Raw genomic sequence first — 18088 nt, forward strand, 5'->3', positions numbered from 1 at the left:
CTTGCTATTCTGTAACGACATGGCCTGTGAACGTGCCAGGGTGGCTCAATCGCCACCACCCTGGCGACCCGGGCTCCCGGCGGTAAATCGCCGCTTCGCGGTGCCCTCGTCTTATTCCTTCCGGCTTATCGGGGACGGGCGGAGGTAACGTCCCTGTAAAGCCCGCCCTCTCGGCGCATCCATGCGCCTCGCCCCGGCCTTCAGGAAACGCCTCAGCGATTTACAGCCGGACCATGGCATCGCTGCGAATAAATCGTTTCACTTTAAAAACCAGAATCGCTACTGGTTAAAAATTAACTGGAGATCCCCCAGCACCGGGAAAGGGAAACGATCGTCAGAAGCTATAACTCGCCCCTAACTGATACGTCCTGTCACGCCCAATCCAGCAGTTGGTCGCGTCGTAGCAGGTCAGCGTCTCTTTATTAGTGATATTCTGCGCGCTGGCTTTAAGCGTTAGCCCTGCCAGCGAGGGCAGGATTTCACCCATCCGGTAGGAAGCCGCCAGATCGTACTGCGTAGTGCCGCCCAGTTTACCCGCATCGTTTGCCGGAGAGATTTCCATCGGCCCGGTGTAGCGTGCGCCCGCTCCCAGCATCAGTCCTTTCAGCGGCGTGTTGTCAAAGGTGTAATCCCCCCAGAGGTTGAAGGCATTTTCCGGTACCTGCGTTGGACGTTTGCCTTTGTATTTGTCATCTTCCCGGTTGATCGCGTGGGTGTACGCATAGTTGGCAATCAGCGTCAGGTTGTCCGTCGGACGGCTGATGGCGGAGAGCTCTGCCCCTTTGGATTCCACTTCCCCGGTCTGACGATAGTTCAGGAAGCCCGGATCGGAGGTGACGACATTTTTCTGCCGGATGTTAAACACCGAGGCGGTAAAGGTGGTGGCGTAGTCGGCCAGCAGATATTTCACCCCGCCTTCCACCTGCTTGCTGGTAGTCGGTTTGACGTCTTTCGCCACGAGCGTACCCTGCGGTGACACCGGCGCGAAACCTTCTGAATAGCTGATAAACGGCGAAATCCCGTTATCGAAGGCGTAAAGCGCGCCCAGGCGTTTGGTGACGCGATCCTGCGATACCCAGGCTTTATCACCGTTTTGCAGGTAGTTGGTGGTAACGGAGCGGTAATCGTCGTAGCGCAGGCTGCCCAGCAGGTTGAGGCCGCCAAACTCTACCTGATCCTGTAAGTAATAGCCGTTTTGCTGGTAGCTGAGACGGTTTTTCTGGGCGGTATAGAGCCCCAGCGCGCTTTCCTGGACCTGCGAATAGTCTGGATGACGCATATCGATGCCCGGCGTCGCCGACGCGTAGCGATAATGGAAATGGGAGTTCAGCTTCTGATAGTCAAACCCGGCCAGCAGGTGGTGTTTCCAGTCGCCAAGGGCAACGGTTTTGGTCACCTGGTTGTCGATGTTGAAGCTCTTAAGGTCTTCATCGGTGGTGTAGGCAAAGCGGTTGAGCTGATACGCCTCGCTTCCCGTCCCTGTCGCGTAGACGCTGCGCTGGTGGGTATCGACGTCGAAATAGCGCGCTTTCTGATTAAAGCCCCAGCCGCTGTCAAACTCATGGTCAAAGCTGTAGCCCAGCATCCACTGACGCTGCTTAAACCCGCTCCATTCGTCTCCGGCATAATCGCGCTTGCCCGCATATTTCGAGTGCAGGTAGGCGAGCGGCAGCGGGTTAGACGGCGTCAGGCTCGGGGTGTTTTGCGCCAGCGCGTCCAGGGTGAGGCGGGTTTTGCTGTCGGGCTGCCAGGTGACGGACGGAGCAACCAGGTAGTTTTCATACCGGGTGGTGTGCGGCTGATCGTCGTTTTCCGTCGCTTTGCCCAGCAGACGGTAGTTCCAGTCGCTGTCGGCAATCTGCCCGGTTGAATCGAGGTATCCCTCTTTCAGATTACGGTTTCCGGTGTTAACGCCGATTTCGGTCCGGGCTTCCCGCTGCGGTTTTTTACTTTGAATATTCACCAGCCCGCCCGGCGAACCGCCGCCGTAAAGGACCGATGAGGGGCCTTTCAGGATATCAACGCTGTCGATCAGCAGCGGATCGATGCGCGCTTTGGTATTGCCGGTAACGTTATAGGGCAGCTGCAGCCCGTTGTAGAACTCCTGGTCGACGGTAAAGCCACGAATTTTATATTCGCTCATGTAGGAGGTATTCCCCCGCACCTCGGTTGAGACGCCCGGGGCATAGCGCAGGATTTCATTCACCGAATTCGCGTGACGCTTTTCAATTTCCGGCGCAGAGAGGGTCGTGATGACCTGCGGCGTTTTACTTTCGGCAACGGCCGATTTCGTGGCGCTGTTCGTCCAGGCCGGCAGCGCGCTGCCCTGCTCTGAGCCCGTGACGACGATGGTGGATTCTTCGGCAAACGCCGGGACCTGCAATGCCAGCGTGACGGCCCCTGCCAGAGCGCAAAGCGTAAAACGTGAGGTATTCATAATGTCGTCTTGTTGTTAGATGCAATACGGAACGACAATTATTATCATTTAGATTAACAAATCAATACTCAGGCAAAAAAAACGGCCCTCCGCAGAGAGCCGTTTACGTCAATTTATGCTCGTCGCAGTAACCTGAATATGCCCAGCACCACAATGGCACCCACGACAGCGACCAGAAAACTGTGCAGGTCGAAACCACTTATGTTGCCTCCAAAGCCAAACATCGTCGCCAGCCAGCCGCCCACAACCGCACCAACGACCCCGAGTACACAGGTCAAAATAAAGCCGCCGCCATCGTTTCCCGGCATGATCAGTTTAGCGATAGCGCCAGCAATAAGACCAAAGATAATCCAGGCGATGATACCCATAGCGATGCCCTCTTGCAGGTTTAACGCGTGCGCAGAAAACCTTCTGCACAGCTAACTTAAGTATAGGTCATCGCCGGAAAATCATTTTCATCTCACCGACTTATCTTTGGTTAAACAGGCAAAAAAAACTCACCGGTTTGTATTAAGTTTCATTGCAGATTGCCGATAACGCTAAGACAGTCTGTCATCAATCAAGGAGCCATCCGGCGTGAGTCATTACAGTGAGCAGTTCCTCAAGCAAAATCCGCTGGCTGTATTAGGGGTATTACGCGACCTGCAAAAAGGTGAAGTGCCGCTGCGCATCAGCTGGTCGAATAATCAGTTCATCAGCAAGATCCTTGACGCCTCGCAGGATCGGCTGGTGATTGATTTAGGCAGTCAGGAGTATGAAAACCGCGCGGCGCTGAAAGCAGAGAATATCGCGGTGATGGCAGAAACGCAGGGCGCCAAAGTAGAATTTGTCCTGTCGCGGCTGGAACTGAGCGAATACCAGGGGCTGCCGGCTTTTGTTACCCCGCTTCCGACCAATCTCTGGTTTGTTCAGCGTCGTGAATATTTCCGCATCAGCGCCCCGCTCCATCCCGCCTATTTTTGTAAGGCCAAAATGCCGGACAAAAAAGAGATCCGCTTCCGCCTCTTCGATCTGTCGCTGGGCGGCATGGGCGCGCTGATGGATACGCCGAAACCGGACGGGCTGGTAGAGGGCATGCGGTTTACGCAAATCGAACTGGATATGGGGGGCTGGGGTCGCTTTTATTTCGATGCGCAGCTGATTGCCATCAGCGACCGCACCGTCGTGGACAGCAAGAATGAAACTATCACCACGCCGCGTCTGAGCTTCCGTTTCCTCAACGTCGGGCCTGGAGCAGAACGTGAGCTTCAGCGCATTATCTATTCCCTGGAGCGAGAGGCGCGGGAACGCGCAAATAAGGTCCTGTGAAGAAATCGGGCAGCGTGACCGCCGCCCGTCTGCGGCATTACATGGCATCCATCGCTTTCTGTACTTTCCAGATATAACGAGGCGCCTGTGGTGCCGGGTGATTTTTCGCCACATGTTCAAAGAATTCGTCTTTGTCCATGTCGTTAATCTCTTCTATCGCCTCTTTGCGGTCAGAGGAGAAGGTTCTGAGCAACGCGCCGGCACCGTTAACGTAAGACACCACCAGCGCGTACTGCATCACCTCTGGATCCTTAATCCCCTTCAGCACGCCATGCTCCATGATGCTCAGATAGGCCGTGCCCATTGAAATGTTGCGTTCCGGGTTCTTCAGCTCGCTGGTCGACGGCTGGCCGCTCCAGCCCATGTAGCGATAAACCTCTCTCCCCGCCGTTGACGCTTTAAGCTGCATCAGCCCCACCGCGTTTGATTTGCTGACAAGCGTGGGATTACCGCCTGACTCCACCGCAATAATCGCCGTGATGAGACGCGGGCTGACGCCCCAGGCCTTCCCGGCTTGCTCACTGATCGGCATCCACTGCATGGCCCGTTTCACCGGCACTTCCGGGTTCCAGGGCGGGTTTTGATAATCATGTTTTGAACTACAGCCAGCAAGCAACACAATCAAAAAAGCAAACCATCTCAATTTCACGTCATCTATCCTTATAGCCGGTCATCGCGGTGCGCCGCCTCTTGAAGCAGGCAGCGTATAAGCGGCATGATATAGACAATTAGTTTCTCATTCAGCAAGGAATTGCCATGTCTCAGTTTCATCTCATCGCGCCGTCGGGCTACTGCATTAACCAGGACGCGGCGCAGCGGGGCGTTCAGCGTTTGCTGGAATCTGGTCATCAGGTAGAAAATCAGACGATTATCCCCCGCCGCCAGCAGCGTTTTGCCGGTACCGAAGCGCAGAGGCTGAATGATATCAATAGCCTGGTGAACCTGACGGGCGCAAACCGGATTGTGCTTGCAGTGCGCGGCGGATATGGCGCGAGCCGGCTGCTGGAGAGCATTGACTGGCAGGGGCTGGCGCTGCGCCAGCAGCAGGATCCGCTGCTGATCTGCGGCCACAGCGATTTCACCGTCATCCAGCTTGGGCTGCTGGCCCTGCATAACGTCATCACCTTCAGCGGTCCGATGCTGGCCGGTAACTTCGGCGCACCGGAGCTGGATGCGTTTACCGTGGAACATTTCTGGCGCGCGCTGCGCAATTCCACCTACAGCGTGGAGTGGCAAGGCAATGGACCGCACTGGGAATGTGAAGGCCAGCTCTGGGGCGGCAATCTGGCGATGCTGGTCTCGCTCATCGGCACGCCGTGGATGCCGCAAATCGAGGACGGCATTCTGGTGCTGGAAGATATCAATGAACATCCGTTCCGCGTCGAGCGCATGCTATTGCAGCTTTATCATGCCGGTATTCTTGAACGCCAGTCCGCGATTGTGCTGGGCAGCTTCAGCGGCTCTGCTCCGAATGACTATGACGCGGGTTACTCCCTGGAGACCATGGTCGACTTCGTTCGCTCGCGGCTGGATATTCCGGTCATCACCGGTCTCGATTTCGGCCACGAGCAGCAAACCGTGACCCTGGCGCTGGGGGCGCACGCCACCCTGCTCCACAATGATTCCGGCAGCCGGCTGACCATCAGCGGTCATCCTGTCATAAAGGCATAAAAAAGCCGTTATACCCCCTTAATAAAACGCTGTTGCCGTTGTTAATATGTTAGGGTTTTAGTAACAGCGTTAACATTGAGGTGGGAGTAAGAGAACATTGGATGCCGCAGCGATAATCAGCCTTTTCATTTTGGGTTCCGTCCTTGTAACCAGCAGTATTTTATTAAGTTCATTTTCATCGCGTCTCGGCATACCTATTCTTGTCATTTTCCTCGCCATCGGCATGCTGGCCGGCATTGATGGCATTGGCGGTATCCCATTCGATAACTACCCCTTCGCCTATATGGTGAGTAACCTCGCGCTGGCGGTGATCCTGCTGGACGGCGGGATGCGCACCCAGGCGAGCTCCTTCCGCGTGGCCTTAGGGCCTGCGCTGTCGCTCGCCACGGTCGGCGTGTTGATTACTTCTGGCCTCACCGGAATGATGGCCGCGTGGCTTTTCCATCTCAATATCATGGAAGGTTTACTGATTGGCGCCATCGTGGGCTCAACCGATGCGGCAGCGGTGTTTTCCCTGCTCGGCGGAAAAGGCCTTAACGAACGCGTTGGCTCCACGCTTGAGATTGAATCCGGCAGTAACGATCCGATGGCGGTGTTTCTCACCATTACGCTTATCGAGATGATTCAGCAGCATGAAAGCGGGCTGAGCTGGATGTTTGCGTTACATATCCTGCAGCAGTTCGGTCTGGGGATTGTCATCGGCCTGGCTGGGGGCTATCTGCTACAGCAGACGATCAACCGCATCTCGCTGCCCGCGGGGCTTTACCCTCTGCTGGCGCTGAGCGGCGGCATTCTTATTTTTGCCGTCACCACCGCAGTGGACGGCAGCGGTATTCTCGCGGTCTATCTCTGCGGGTTCCTGATGGGCAACCGCCCTATTCGCAACCGCCATGCCATCTTGCAGAACTTTGACGGCCTGGCGTGGCTGGCGCAAATCGGCATGTTCCTGGTGCTCGGCCTGCTGGTTACGCCATCGGATCTGCTGCCGATCGCCGTTCCGGCGCTGCTGCTGTCCGCGTGGATGATCTTCTTCGCCCGTCCGCTGTCGGTATTTGCAGGCCTGCTGCCGTTTCGCGGCTTCAACCTGCGCGAGCGGGTCTTTATCAGCTGGGTGGGGCTGCGCGGCGCGGTGCCGATTATCCTTGCGGTGTTCCCGATGATGGCCGGTCTGGATAACGCGCGGCTGTTCTTTAACGTGGCGTTCTTCGTGGTGCTGATTTCCCTGCTGTTCCAGGGAACCTCGCTCGGGTGGGCGGCGAAAAAAGCCAAAGTGGTGGTCCCGCCCGTGGGCTGGCCGGTCTCCCGCGTGGGGCTCGATATTCATCCGGAGAACCCGTGGGAACAGTTTGTCTATCAGCTGAGCGCCGACAAATGGTGCGTGGGAGCCTCGCTGCGCGATTTGCACATGCCGACCGAAACGCGCATTGCCGCCCTGTTCCGCGATAATGTCCTGCTGCACCCTACCGGCAGCACCCGCCTGCGCGAGGGAGATATTCTCTGCGTGATTGGTCGCGAGCGCGACCTGCCCGCGCTGGGCAAGCTATTCAGCCAGTCGCCTCCGGTGGCGCTGGACCAACGCTTCTTCGGCGATTTTATTCTGGAAGCCAGCGCCAAATTTGCGGATGTGGCGCTGATTTATGGTCTGGATGAAGGGCTGGAGTACCGCGACAAGCAGCAAACGTTAGGGGAAATCATTCAGCAACTGCTGGGAGCGGCCCCCGTCGTCGGCGACCAGGTAGAGTTCGCCGGGATGATCTGGACGGTTGCGGAGAAAGAAGATAACGCGGTCAGAAAAGTCGGCGTCAGGCCGATGGAAGAGGAAACCGAGTAGTTGTTTTTTTGCCGGGTGGCGCTAACGCTTACCCGGCCTACGTTCGAGGGTTTTGTAGGTCGGGTAAGGCGAAGCCGCCACCCGACATAAATATATGTTACACCGTCACAACCGGCACTCGAGGGGCCAGCGCGCACATCAATTCATACCCCACCGTGCCCGCCGCGGCAGCCACATCATCAATCTTAACTTCGTTACCCCACAGCTCGACGGGTGAGCCAATGCCCGCCTGCGGGCATGGCGTCAGATCAACGGCCAGCATATCCATAGATACGGTGCCCACCGTTCCCGTGCGAACCCCATCGACCCAGACCGGCGTGCCGGTTGGCGCGATGCGCGGGTAGCCGTCGGCATAACCGCCCGCCACGATGCCAATCCGCTGCTCGCCCTTTGCCCGGTAGCGGCTGCCGTAGCCCACCGTGTCCCCTGCCTTCAGCGTCTGCACGCCAATGATTTCACTGCGCAGGGTCATGACCGGCTTCAGGCCGCTGTTGGCGATATCCTGCCACTGGCCTGAGGGAGACGCACCGTACAGAACGACCCCCGGACGCACCCAGTTATAGTGCGCCTCGGGATGCCACAGCGTTGCCGCCGAGTTCGACAGCGAGCGCGGGCAATCCAGCCCTTCTGCCGCCTGCTCAATGCGGACCATGGCATCGGCAATACCGTCGGGTTTTTCCGCGTCGGCAAAATGCGCCATCAGCGTCATTTCGCCCACGTTTTTCATGGCGCGCAGCTGCTGCCAGACCGTATGCACCCGCTCAGGCTGGAAGCCCAGGCGGTTCATGCCGCTGTTCACCTTGAGATAGATATCCAGCGGAGCATGGAGCTTCGCATCCTGGATCGCCTTAATCTGCCAGTTGCTGTGAACGCTGGTGGTCAGCCGGTACTTATCCAGCAGCGGCAGATCGTCCGCATGGAAGAACCCTTCCAGCAGTAGAATCGGCCCTTTCCAGCCGCGCTCGCGCAGCAGAATGGCCTCTTCCAGATTCAGTAGCGCAAAACCGTCGGTCGCGCTCAACGCGCTCCAGATACGATCGATACCGTGGCCGTAGGCATTCGCTTTCACCACCGACCAGACGCGCGACCCCGGAGCCGCCCGACGAACAATTTGCAGATTATCCTTCAGGGCCTGCAGGTTCAGCTGGGCCAGAACAGGACGGGACATGACAACTCCTTAGCTATGCGCGCCGTGCAGGTGCTGTGGACGCGAAGGCGTAAACCCCGATTGATAGCGCGCGGCGCTTAAATCGTCAAACGGAATTGCCGGCGTGCGCCCGGAAATCAGGTCGCTCAGCAGCTGGCCCGATCCGCAGGCCATTGTCCAGCCGAGCGTGCCGTGTCCGGTATTGGTCCACAGGTTTTTAAACGGCGTGCGCCCTACGATCGGCGTGCCGTCAGGGGTCATCGGACGCAGGCCGGTCCAGAACGTCGCCTGCTCAACAAAACCTCCGCGCGGGAAGAGATCGCCCACCACCATCTCCAGCGTTTCACGACGCGGCTGCAGCAGTTCGGTGTTGAAGCCGACAATCTCCGCCATGCCGCCTACGCGAATGCGGTTGTCGAAGCGGGTAATGGCGATTTTGTAGGTTTCGTCCAGAATGGTCGACACCGGGGCGCCGCTCTCTTCTTTCACCGGGATGGTCAGCGAGTAGCCCTTCAGCGGATAAACCGGAATGTCGAGAATGCCTTTCAGCATGGCGGTGGAGTACGAACCAAACGCCATCACGTAGGCATCGGCTTTGATCACCTCGTCGCCGCACTTCACGCCGTAAATTTTTTCCCCTTCCGACAGCAGCTTGTCGACGGAGGTGTTGAAGCGGAACTTCACCCCCGCCTGCTCGCACATTTGCGCCAGACGTTGCGTAAAGAGCTGGCAGTCGCCGGTTTCGTCATTCGGCAGGCGCAGGCCGCCGGTCAGCTTATGCGCCACTTCCGCCAGCGCCGGTTCAACCTGACCAAGCTGGCTGGCTTCCAGCAGCTGGTACGGTACGCCGGCATCTTCCAGCACGGCGATATCGCGAGTGGCATTCTCGTACTGTTGCTCGGTGCGGAACAGCTGCAGCGTCCCGCCCTGGCGGCCTTCGTACTCAATCCCCGTCGACGCGCGCAGCGCTTTCAGACAGTCGCGGCTGTATTCCGCCAGGCGCACCATGCGCCCTTTGTTCTCCATGTAGTGGCGGGTGTCGCAGTTGCGCAGCATCTGCCACATCCACTTCAGCTGGAACTGCGTGCCATCAAGGCTGATGGCCAGCGGCGCATGGCGCTGGAACATCCATTTAATCGCTTTCAGCGGAACGCCCGGCGCAGCCCACGGCGCCGCATACCCCGGAGAGATTTGCCCGGCGTTCGCCGCGCTGGTTTCAAGCGCGGGACCGGATTCACGATCGATAACGGTTACGTCATGTCCCGCCTGACTTAAATACCAGGCGCTGGTTACCCCAACGACACCACTTCCCAGTATGACAACACGCATAGCCACTCCATTATGTGCAAAAGAACAATCTTCTAATTACAGATTGATAACCTAGTTGAAAATATTATTCAACATACGACTTTTTTATGGTGACTTACCTCACACATCCCCCAGCATCAGGGGATAGTGCTAATTTGGGATCTCCTGCTGCGCGTTATTTTTAACCAGCATAATCTGCTGAGACATACCGTTTTTTTGCCGTATCAAAAACGCGAAATCGCAAAGAAAAAATTTCTGCCCCAGCACGCTTTTTAACACGTTGATCTATGCTTGAAAGGAGGCTCTCCAGACAGAGAGAGCACCCACAACGAGGGCGCGCTAATGGCTACTATTGATTCCCTGAACAAGGACAACACACGTCTGAGCGATGGACCCGACTGGACCTTCGAGCTGCTGGATGTTTACCTCGCCGAAATCGACCGGGTCGCAAAGCTATATCGCCTGGATACCTATCCCCATCAGATTGAAGTCATTACGTCCGAACAGATGATGGACGCCTACTCCAGCGTCGGGATGCCGATTAACTATCCGCACTGGTCGTTTGGTAAAAAATTTATTGAAACGGAACGGCTGTATAAGCACGGCCAGCAGGGGCTGGCGTATGAGATTGTGATTAACTCCAATCCGTGTATCGCCTATTTAATGGAAGAGAACACCATTACCATGCAGGCGCTGGTGATGGCGCACGCCTGCTACGGGCACAACTCCTTTTTCAAGAATAACTACCTGTTCCGCAGCTGGACGGATGCCAGCTCCATCGTCGATTACCTGATCTTCGCCCGTAAATACATTACCGACTGCGAAGAGCGCTACGGCGTGGACGAAGTGGAAAAACTGCTCGACTCCTGCCACGCGCTGATGAACTACGGCGTGGACCGCTACAAACGCCCGCAGAAAATCTCCCTGCAGGAGGAGAAAGCCCGGCAGAAGAGCCGCGAAGAGTACCTGCAAAGCCAGGTGAACATGCTGTGGCGAACCCTGCCGAAGCGTGAGGAGGAAAAAACGATTGCCGAAGCGCGTCGCTATCCGTCCGAGCCGCAGGAAAACCTGCTCTATTTTATGGAGAAGAACGCCCCGCTGCTGGAGCCGTGGCAGCGTGAGATCCTGCGCATCGTGCGAAAGGTGAGCCAGTATTTTTACCCGCAAAAGCAGACGCAGGTGATGAACGAAGGCTGGGCGACCTTCTGGCACTACACCATTCTTAACCATCTGTACGACGAGGGAAAAGTGACCGAGCGGTTCATGATGGAATTCCTCCACAGCCATACCAACGTGGTGTTCCAGCCGCCCTACAACAGCCCGTGGTACAGTGGGATTAACCCGTATGCGCTTGGCTTCGCCATGTTCCAGGACATTAAGCGCATCTGCCAGTCGCCGACGGAAGAAGACAAGTACTGGTTCCCGGATATCGCCGGTTCTGACTGGCTGGAAACGCTGCACTTTGCGATGCGCGACTTTAAGGACGAGAGCTTCATCAGCCAGTTTATGTCGCCGAAGATCATGCGTGATTTCCGCTTCTTCACCGTGCTGGACGATGACCGCAACAACTATCTGGAGATCTCCGCAATCCACAACGAAGAGGGATACCGTGAGATCCGCTCTCGACTCTCTTCCCAGTACAACCTGAGCAATCTTGAGCCGAATATTCAGGTATGGAACGTCGATTTGCGCGGAGACCGCTCTCTGACGCTGCGCTATATCCCCCACAATCGCGCGCCGCTGGATAAAGGGCGCAAAGAGGTGCTGAAGCACGTGCATCGCCTGTGGGGCTTTGACGTGCAGCTGGAGCAGCAGAATGAAGACGGGAGCGTCGAGCTGCTGGAACGTTGCCCGGCGCGGTTGAATACGCTGTAGTGACGCTTTTGCTCGGTGGCGCTACGCTTACCGGGCGAAAAAAAAACCTCTCGTATGAGAGGTTTTTTCTTTTAGCGGGTCTGAATCGCTAAATCACCCGGCAGCGTTTTCTGCATACGGTGCCAGATTTCACCGGAATCGTGACCGTAGCGGCGCACCGTCTCATAAACCTGATCGTGCAGACCTTCGGTACAGAGCTTGCTCAGCTTGTGGTAGAAGCCCAGCGCCAGGCTACGCGCTTCCGGATTGGCAAAGTAGTGGCGGCCAATGCGGGTGTAAAGCCCTTTCATACCGTTGAGGATCAGGCCATACACCGGGTTGCCGGAGGCAAACGCCAGGCCGCGGAACACGTTGTAATCGAGGGTGGCAAAAGCATCGGCGTGATCTTCCACCTCGTTCGCGCTGGCCAGCACCGCAAGGGCGTCTTCCGGATGCTGACGGAAAGCGGTACGAATAAAGATCGTCGCGATGTTGGTGCGAACGGAGAGGAGATTATCAATGAGCTGCGGCACGCTTTCATGGTCAAGACGCGCCAGCGTTTCAAGAATGTTCAGCCCGGACGTTTCCCAGAAGTTGTTCACTTTCGTAGGCTTACCGTGCTGGATCGTCAACCAGCCATCGCGCGCCAGCCGCTGAAGCACTTCACGCAGCGTGGTGCGAGTGACGCCAATCAGTTCAGAGAGTTCGCGTTCAGCCGGAAGAATGGACCCCGCAGGGAAACGATTATTCCAGATGCTTTCAATGATGTACTCTTCCGCGAAACCCGCCGGGCTCTGCGCCTTAATGACCATAGTGAGATTTCCATTACACAGCTTTAGCAAATTGGACTCATCATACCAGAGGCACGCAGTGGCAGGTAGCGCGGCAAAGAGAGAAAAGAGGGATCGCCGTTTCATTTTTGTGAAATTTACAATGCAGCCTTACCCGCCTCCAGGCCGCGATTTTTGCGTATACTGATGTTTTGTCTTACTTGACGGGAAGGACGTCTGTTGTGGAAATTTCTTTTGGGCGCGCGCTATGGCGCAATTTTTTAGGTCAGTCTCCTGACTGGTATAAACTGATATTGTTGGTTTTCCTGGTCGTTAATCCCATCATTTTTAGCGTGAATCCCTTTCTCGCCGGCTGGCTGCTGGTGGCGGAGTTTATCTTCACCCTGGCCATGGCGCTGAAATGTTATCCCCTTCTGCCGGGCGGATTGCTGGCGTTTGAAGCCGTCGTCGTCGGTATGACCAGCGCCGAGCATGTCAAAGCAGAGCTGGCGTCTAATCTCGAAGTGCTTCTGCTGCTGATCTTTATGGTGGCCGGCATCTACTTTATGAAACAGCTGCTGCTGTTCATCTTCACGCGCCTGCTGCTCAGCATTCCGTCGAAAATGTTCCTCTCGCTGGCGTTTTGCCTTGCCGCCGCCTTCCTGTCGGCGTTCCTGGATGCGCTGACGGTCGTTGCGGTAGTGATCAGCGTCGCGGTTGGGTTTTACGGAATTTATCACCGCGTGGCCTCCTCTCGCCCAAATGAGGACCTGCAGGATGACAGCCACGTTGAGGCGCATAACCGTGACGTGCTGGAACAATTCCGCGCGTTTCTGCGCAGCCTGATGATGCATGCCGGCGTGGGTACCGCGCTGGGCGGCGTGATGACCATGGTCGGCGAGCCGCAAAACCTGATCATTGCCAAAGCGGCGGGCTGGCACTTCGGTGATTTCTTCCTGAGAATGGCCCCGGTGAGCGTACCGGTGCTGATCTGCGGGCTGGCGACCTGTCTGCTGGTGGAGAAGTTTCGCCTCTTTGGGTACGGGGCGCAGCTCCCGGAGCCGGTTCGTCAGGAGCTGCATAAATTCGATGTGCAGAGCCGAAGCCAGCGGACGCGCCAGGAGACGGTACGACTGATTGCTCAGGGGATCATCGGCGTCTGGCTTATCGCGGCGCTGGCGTTCCATCTTGCCGAAGTGGGGCTGATTGGCCTGTCAGTCATTATTCTCGCCACCACCTTTACCGGCGTGACGGACGAACATGCCATCGGCAAGGCGTTTACCGAAGCCCTGCCGTTTACCGCCCTGCTGGCGGTGTTCTTTGCCGTCGTGGCGGTGATTATCGACCAGCACCTGTTCGCGCCGATTATTGCCTTTGTATTACAGGCGTCACCGGATGCTCAGCTCTCGCTGTTTTACCTGTTTAACGGCCTGCTCTCGTCGATCTCAGATAACGTCTTCGTCGGGACGGTCTACATCAACGAGGCTAAAGCGGCCATGGAGCAAGGCGTTATCAGCGCCGGACAGTTTGAGCTGCTGGCCGTGGCGATCAACACCGGCACCAACCTGCCGTCGGTAGCGACGCCAAATGGCCAGGCCGCCTTCCTGTTCCTGCTGACCTCCGCCCTCGCGCCGCTCATACGTCTTTCTTATGGCAGGATGGTATGGATGGCGCTGCCCTATACGCTGGTGCTCACGATCGTCGGATTGCTTTGCGTCAAAATTACCCTCATTCCCTGTACGCAATGGCTGATACAAGCGGGTATACTTGCGGCGCAGTAAACTATGCATCTCGGGCAGTTCGCTGCCCGTTTGCCTTTTCGCACGATAAACATCCAATTACGTTTTATTTCGCCAGGTACAGGTGGCGCGAAAAACGAATTCGTTTACACTGCGCTTTCTAAGCATGTTCCAGGGAAATGATTATGTTGAGATTTTTAAACCAGTGCTCCCGCGGTCGCGGAGCGTGGTTGTTAATGGCCCTGACCGCCTTTGCGCTGGAAATGGTCGCGCTGTGGTTCCAGCATGTAATGGGACTGAAACCTTGCGTACTGTGTATTTACGAACGCAGCGCGCTGTTCGGCATTATGGGTGCGGGCCTGGTGGGTGCGATTGCCCCAAAATCGCCGCTTCGCTATGCCGGTATTGCCATCTGGCTCTACAGCGCCTGGAAAGGAATTGAACTCTCCTGGCAGCACACCATGATGCAATTGCATCCGTCACCGTTTATGACCTGTGATTTTGCCGCCCGCTTCCCGAGCTGGCTGCCGCTGGACAAATGGCTGCCGCAGGTGTTTGTCGCATCCGGTGACTGCTCCGTTCGCCAGTGGGAATTCCTGACGCTGGAGATGCCGCAGTGGCTGGTGGGCATTTTTGCCGCCTACTTCGTCGTGGCGCTGCTGGTGCTGATTGCCCAGCCGTTCAAACCGAAGAAACGCGATTTGTTCGGAAGGTAAACGCAAAACGGCAACCAAGGTTGCCGTTTTTAGCGTTTGCGCCCTCACCCATGGGAGAGGGTTGAGGTGAGGGCATCAGGCCGCACAAGCACAAAAAAACCCGCCTCGGCGGGTTTTTTAATCTCAACGGGTCGGGTGGTTCATGATGTGATCTTCCCAGTCCTGCACCTCGGACTCTTTCACCGCAATGTGGCGCACAGAAATACGTTCACCGTGCATCGCCGCTTTTGAACCGGTTAACAGCGGATGCCAGTCAGGCAGACCTTTCCCTTCCGCCAGCAGGCGATACGCGCAGGTATGTGGCAGCCATTCAAACGTCGGCAGATTATCCCGGGTTAACTTGATGCAGTCAGGCTCAAATTCAAACCGGCGCTCATAGTTGCGGCACTGGCAGGTTTTAATGTTTAACTGCTTGCAGGCAACGTTGGTGAAGTAGATTTCGTCCGTATCTTCATCCATCAGCTTGTGCAGGCAGCACTGCCCGCAGCCGTCGCACAATGATTCCCATTCCGCGTCAGTCATGTCGTCGAGAGTTTTGCTTTGCCAGAAAGGGATGTCGTTCATCAGGATGTCCACACGTCAAAAGAAAGCGCACCTTATAACGAGTCTGGCACGTTGTTGCAAGTTTTGCCGCCCTCTTCAGGCGGCAAGATGGGGTTACAGCACGCGGGTTTTCAGCGACAGGCCGTTGAAACCGACCTCAAGCTCGTCACCGCTGAGTAGCGGGCCAACGCCTTCTGGGGTTCCGGTCAGGATCACATCGCCTGGTTTAAGGGTAAAGAAGCGGCTCATGTAGGCGATCAGCGGCACAATCTTATGGATCATGTCTGCCGTGGTGCCCTGCTGGCGGACCTCGCCGTTAACCTTGAGGCTGAGCGGCGTGTCCTGCGGATCGCCGGTAAATTCGCTCACCGGCACAAACGCCGAAATCGGGCAGGAATTATCAAACCCTTTGGCTTTTTCCCACGGCTGCCCTGCTTTCTTCATTTTGCCTTGAACGTCACGCAGGGTCAGATCCAGCGCCACGCCGTATCCGGCAATCGCTTTTTTAACATGTTCTTCTGAGGCCTGGCGCAGCGTCGCGCCGATCAGTACGGCAAGTTCAACTTCGTGATGCACCGAACCCAGCCCCTGGGGCAGCGCCAGCGGCTGGCGGATATCGCACAGCGCCGTTTCAGGCTTAATAAACAGGACCGGCTCTTCTGGCGTCGCGCTGCCCATCTCCTGAATATGTTTTGCGTAGTTACTGCCCACGCAAACCACTTTGCTGACGGGATAATCCAGTAATGCACCTTGCCAGTTATGATGTTGATACATGGTCGACCCCTAAACGGTTGATGTGTTGTGCCCAAAAACAGTTGAGACTATTTTTTACCGTTCGCCTCAAGATGCTGTTTTAATAAATTCTCGGGTGGCGGTGGAAGCTGTAAATAATAGCCTTGCTCGGCTAAGGCCGTTTTCACTTTATCCAGATCGGCATTAATCAGTTTCTTACGACCATCGAGCGGCAGCAGCATCGCCAGCTGTGGTCGGCCAAAGTTCTTCATTAATTCTTCAGGCACGCGTGAAAAATCGTCTTTCTTTTCGACATAAAGATAGGTCTGGTCACGGCTTGTACTTCTGTAGATCACACAAAACATGTTTTTACTCTGAATTAATGGGTGGTTGCTTGCCTCAATATACTCCTGACTATAACATGCCTGATACTCTTCGGAATATCGCAGCGAGTGGTTGCGGTTAATAGCAAATTGAGTAAGGCCAGGATGTCAAACACGCCCATCGAGCTTAAAGGCAGTAGCTTCACCTTATCAGTGGTACATTTGCATGATGCAAAACCCGAGGTTATTCGTCAGGCGTTAGAAGACAAAATCGCCCAGGCTCCCGCCTTTCTGAAGCACGCCCCTGTTGTTATCAACGTCAGCGGTCTTGAGGCTCCGGTTAACTGGAAACTTCTCCAGCAGGCCGTCTCCTCGACCGGACTGCGTATCGTGGGCATCAGCGGCTGCAAAGATACTGAGCTGAAAGCGGAAATTGAGCGTGCGGGGCTGCCTCTTCTGAATGAGGGCAAAGAAAAAGCCTCGCGTGCGGCACCCGTTGCCGTGCAAACGCCCCCTCCTGCGGTGCAAAACGTTACTACCGTCACAAAAACGCGAATGATTGATGTGCCGGTTCGTTCCGGTCAGCGCATTTATGCACCAAACTGTGATCTGATTGTTACAAGCCACGTCAGTGCTGGCGCTGAGCTGATTGCAGATGGCAATATTCACGTATACGGTATGATGCGTGGACGTGCGCTCGCAGGTGCAAGTGGCGATCGAGATGCGCAAATATTTTGTACTCACCTGACGGCGGAACTGGTGTCCATCGCAGGTGAATATTGGCTGAGCGACAAGATCCCAGCCGAATTTTATGGCAAAGCGGCTCGCCTGCTTCTGGCAGACGACGCGTTGACCGTTCAACCGTTGAATTGATCCCTTTTTAACAAGGAATTTCTATGGCACGCATTATTGTTGTTACTTCGGGTAAAGGAGGCGTTGGCAAGACCACCTCCAGCGCGGCCATCGCTACTGGTTTGGCCCAGAAGGGAAAGAAAACCATCGTTATCGACTTCGATATCGGTCTGCGTAACCTCGACCTCATCATGGGATGTGAGCGTCGCGTCGTGTATGACTTCGTAAACGTCATTCAGGGCGATGCCACGCTTAACCAGGCGATGATCAAAGACAAGCGCACCGAGAACCTCTACATTCTCCCGGCTTCTCAGACGCGTGACAAAGACGCCCTGACCCGTGAAGGCGTGGAAAAGGTGCTCGACGATCTGAAAAAAATGGATTTCGACTTCATTGTCTGCGACTCCCCTGCGGGCATCGAAACCGGTGCCCTGATGGCGCTCTACTTCGCTGATGAAGCGATCATCACCACCAACCCTGAAGTTTCATCCGTGCGTGACTCAGACCGCATTCTGGGCATCCTCGCTTCTAAATCCCGTCGTGCGGAAAATGGCGAAGACCCGATTAAAGAACACCTGCTGCTCACCCGCTACAATCCGGGCCGCGTGAACAAAGGTGACATGCTGAGCATGGAAGACGTGCTGGAGATCCTGCGCATTAAGCTGGTGGGCGTTATCCCGGAAGATCAGTCCGTGTTACGCGCCTCTAACCAGGGCGAGCCAGTGATCCTTGATACATTGGCAGATGCAGGTAAAGCTTACGCCGATACCGTTGACCGTCTGCTGGGAGAAGAACGTCCTTTCCGCTTCATTGAAGAAGAGAAGAAAGGTTTCCTCAAACGCCTGTTCGGAGGATAA

At 56.0% G+C, this 18088-nt stretch carries 17 protein-coding genes; 8 read left to right on the forward strand and 9 right to left on the reverse strand.

The features are described from left to right. Positions 1 to 334 precede the first annotated feature (334 nt). Both ACERY3_RS09490 and ACERY3_RS09495 read right to left on the reverse strand, forming a co-directional pair. Complete coding sequence (locus ACERY3_RS09490) at positions 335 to 2437, reverse strand: TonB-dependent siderophore receptor (RefSeq protein WP_373225513.1); 2103 nt, start codon at positions 2435 to 2437, stop codon at positions 335 to 337. Between the two features lie 113 nt (positions 2438 to 2550). Beyond that, a complete protein-coding gene (locus tag ACERY3_RS09495; protein ID WP_008502662.1) occupies positions 2551 to 2805 on the reverse strand; it encodes a GlsB/YeaQ/YmgE family stress response membrane protein in 255 nt (84 codons plus the stop codon). Between the two features lie 208 nt (positions 2806 to 3013). On the opposite strand from ACERY3_RS09495, the gene ACERY3_RS09500 reads away from it, so the two are divergent. Beyond that, positions 3014 to 3745 (forward strand): flagellar brake protein, encoded by a 732-nt coding sequence (locus ACERY3_RS09500; protein ID WP_023312174.1) that lies wholly within the window; start codon positions 3014 to 3016, stop codon positions 3743 to 3745. 37 nt (positions 3746 to 3782) lie between these two features. Here ACERY3_RS09500 and emtA read toward each other — a convergent pair whose 3' ends face one another. Beyond that, on the reverse strand, positions 3783 to 4394 hold the full coding sequence (gene emtA / locus ACERY3_RS09505; protein WP_023312175.1) for a membrane-bound lytic murein transglycosylase EmtA: 612 nt from the start codon (positions 4392 to 4394) through the stop codon (positions 3783 to 3785). A gap of 107 nt (positions 4395 to 4501) precedes the next feature. Between emtA and ldcA the strand changes: the two genes are divergently transcribed. Together ldcA and ACERY3_RS09515 are read left to right on the forward strand one after the other, a co-directional pair. Beyond that, complete coding sequence (gene ldcA, locus ACERY3_RS09510; RefSeq protein WP_373225514.1) at positions 4502 to 5416, forward strand: muramoyltetrapeptide carboxypeptidase; 915 nt, start codon at positions 4502 to 4504, stop codon at positions 5414 to 5416. Positions 5417 to 5513: 97 nt separating this feature from the next. Further along, positions 5514 to 7247, forward strand: coding sequence for a potassium/proton antiporter (locus ACERY3_RS09515; RefSeq protein ID WP_045887993.1), 1734 nt, complete (start codon positions 5514 to 5516; stop codon positions 7245 to 7247). Between the two features lie 97 nt (positions 7248 to 7344). Here ACERY3_RS09515 and dadX read toward each other — a convergent pair whose 3' ends face one another. Together dadX and ACERY3_RS09525 are read right to left on the reverse strand one after the other, a co-directional pair. Beyond that, positions 7345 to 8415 carry a catabolic alanine racemase DadX gene (dadX, locus tag ACERY3_RS09520; protein WP_373225515.1) on the reverse strand — a complete coding sequence of 357 codons (1071 nt, stop codon included), beginning with the start codon at positions 8413 to 8415 and terminating at the stop codon, positions 7345 to 7347. A 9-nt stretch (positions 8416 to 8424) separates the two neighbouring features. Then, positions 8425 to 9723, reverse strand: coding sequence for a D-amino acid dehydrogenase (locus tag ACERY3_RS09525; RefSeq protein WP_032658462.1), 1299 nt, complete (start codon positions 9721 to 9723; stop codon positions 8425 to 8427). Between the two features lie 321 nt (positions 9724 to 10044). Here ACERY3_RS09525 and ACERY3_RS09530 point away from each other — a divergent pair, with 321 nt between their 5' ends. Continuing rightward, positions 10045 to 11577, forward strand: coding sequence for a SpoVR family protein (locus tag ACERY3_RS09530; protein ID WP_023293929.1), 1533 nt, complete (start codon positions 10045 to 10047; stop codon positions 11575 to 11577). Positions 11578 to 11648: 71 nt separating this feature from the next. Here ACERY3_RS09530 and fadR read toward each other — a convergent pair whose 3' ends face one another. Further along, a complete protein-coding gene (gene fadR, locus ACERY3_RS09535; RefSeq protein ID WP_023336056.1) occupies positions 11649 to 12368 on the reverse strand; it encodes a fatty acid metabolism transcriptional regulator FadR in 720 nt (239 codons plus the stop codon). A 200-nt stretch (positions 12369 to 12568) separates the two neighbouring features. Here fadR and nhaB point away from each other — a divergent pair, with 200 nt between their 5' ends. Both nhaB and dsbB read left to right on the forward strand, forming a co-directional pair. Beyond that, positions 12569 to 14107 (forward strand): Na(+)/H(+) antiporter NhaB, encoded by a 1539-nt coding sequence (nhaB, locus tag ACERY3_RS09540; protein ID WP_373225516.1) that lies wholly within the window; start codon positions 12569 to 12571, stop codon positions 14105 to 14107. Positions 14108 to 14250: 143 nt separating this feature from the next. Then, complete coding sequence (gene dsbB, locus ACERY3_RS09545; protein WP_087822769.1) at positions 14251 to 14781, forward strand: disulfide bond formation protein DsbB; 531 nt, start codon at positions 14251 to 14253, stop codon at positions 14779 to 14781. A 123-nt stretch (positions 14782 to 14904) separates the two neighbouring features. Here dsbB and ACERY3_RS09550 read toward each other — a convergent pair whose 3' ends face one another. From ACERY3_RS09550 to ACERY3_RS09560, 3 genes are all read right to left on the reverse strand, one after another. Then, complete coding sequence (locus tag ACERY3_RS09550) at positions 14905 to 15345, reverse strand: YcgN family cysteine cluster protein (protein WP_033145818.1); 441 nt, start codon at positions 15343 to 15345, stop codon at positions 14905 to 14907. A gap of 93 nt (positions 15346 to 15438) precedes the next feature. Beyond that, positions 15439 to 16098, reverse strand: coding sequence for a fumarylacetoacetate hydrolase family protein (locus tag ACERY3_RS09555; protein ID WP_039263627.1), 660 nt, complete (start codon positions 16096 to 16098; stop codon positions 15439 to 15441). A gap of 47 nt (positions 16099 to 16145) precedes the next feature. After that, positions 16146 to 16421, reverse strand: coding sequence for a YcgL domain-containing protein (locus ACERY3_RS09560; protein WP_029742143.1), 276 nt, complete (start codon positions 16419 to 16421; stop codon positions 16146 to 16148). A 123-nt stretch (positions 16422 to 16544) separates the two neighbouring features. On the opposite strand from ACERY3_RS09560, the gene minC reads away from it, so the two are divergent. Further along, positions 16545 to 17252: a septum site-determining protein MinC gene (gene minC, locus ACERY3_RS09565; RefSeq protein ID WP_023312186.1), complete on the forward strand. Its 708-nt coding sequence runs from the start codon at positions 16545 to 16547 to the stop codon at positions 17250 to 17252. Positions 17253 to 17275: 23 nt separating this feature from the next. After that, positions 17276 to 18088, forward strand: coding sequence for a septum site-determining protein MinD (gene minD / locus ACERY3_RS09570; RefSeq protein ID WP_029742160.1), 813 nt, complete (start codon positions 17276 to 17278; stop codon positions 18086 to 18088).

The sequence above is a fragment of the Enterobacter cloacae complex sp. ESBL7 genome, from assembly GCF_041679625.1.
Lineage (GTDB): Bacteria > Pseudomonadota > Gammaproteobacteria > Enterobacterales > Enterobacteriaceae > Enterobacter > Enterobacter asburiae_B.

What these genes read in the sequence shown, in the direction of transcription:
- ACERY3_RS09495 (WP_008502662.1), bottom strand. Translation starts at nt 2,805, where the DNA reads ATGGGTATCATCGCCTGGATTATCTTTGGTCTTATTGCTGGCGCTATC.
- ldcA (WP_373225514.1), top strand. Translation starts at nt 4,502, where the DNA reads ATGTCTCAGTTTCATCTCATCGCGCCGTCGGGCTACTGCATTAACCAG.
- dadX (WP_373225515.1), bottom strand. Translation starts at nt 8,415, where the DNA reads ATGTCCCGTCCTGTTCTGGCCCAGCTGAACCTGCAGGCCCTGAAGGAT.
- fadR (WP_023336056.1), bottom strand. Translation starts at nt 12,368, where the DNA reads ATGGTCATTAAGGCGCAGAGCCCGGCGGGTTTCGCGGAAGAGTACATC.
- dsbB (WP_087822769.1), top strand. Translation starts at nt 14,251, where the DNA reads ATGTTGAGATTTTTAAACCAGTGCTCCCGCGGTCGCGGAGCGTGGTTG.
- ACERY3_RS09525 (WP_032658462.1), bottom strand. Translation starts at nt 9,723, where the DNA reads ATGCGTGTTGTCATACTGGGAAGTGGTGTCGTTGGGGTAACCAGCGCC.
- ACERY3_RS09550 (WP_033145818.1), bottom strand. Translation starts at nt 15,345, where the DNA reads ATGAACGACATCCCTTTCTGGCAAAGCAAAACTCTCGACGACATGACT.
- ACERY3_RS09530 (WP_023293929.1), top strand. Translation starts at nt 10,045, where the DNA reads ATGGCTACTATTGATTCCCTGAACAAGGACAACACACGTCTGAGCGAT.
- minD (WP_029742160.1), top strand. Translation starts at nt 17,276, where the DNA reads ATGGCACGCATTATTGTTGTTACTTCGGGTAAAGGAGGCGTTGGCAAG.
- ACERY3_RS09560 (WP_029742143.1), bottom strand. Translation starts at nt 16,421, where the DNA reads ATGTTTTGTGTGATCTACAGAAGTACAAGCCGTGACCAGACCTATCTT.
- ACERY3_RS09490 (WP_373225513.1), bottom strand. Translation starts at nt 2,437, where the DNA reads ATGAATACCTCACGTTTTACGCTTTGCGCTCTGGCAGGGGCCGTCACG.
- ACERY3_RS09555 (WP_039263627.1), bottom strand. Translation starts at nt 16,098, where the DNA reads ATGTATCAACATCATAACTGGCAAGGTGCATTACTGGATTATCCCGTC.
- minC (WP_023312186.1), top strand. Translation starts at nt 16,545, where the DNA reads ATGTCAAACACGCCCATCGAGCTTAAAGGCAGTAGCTTCACCTTATCA.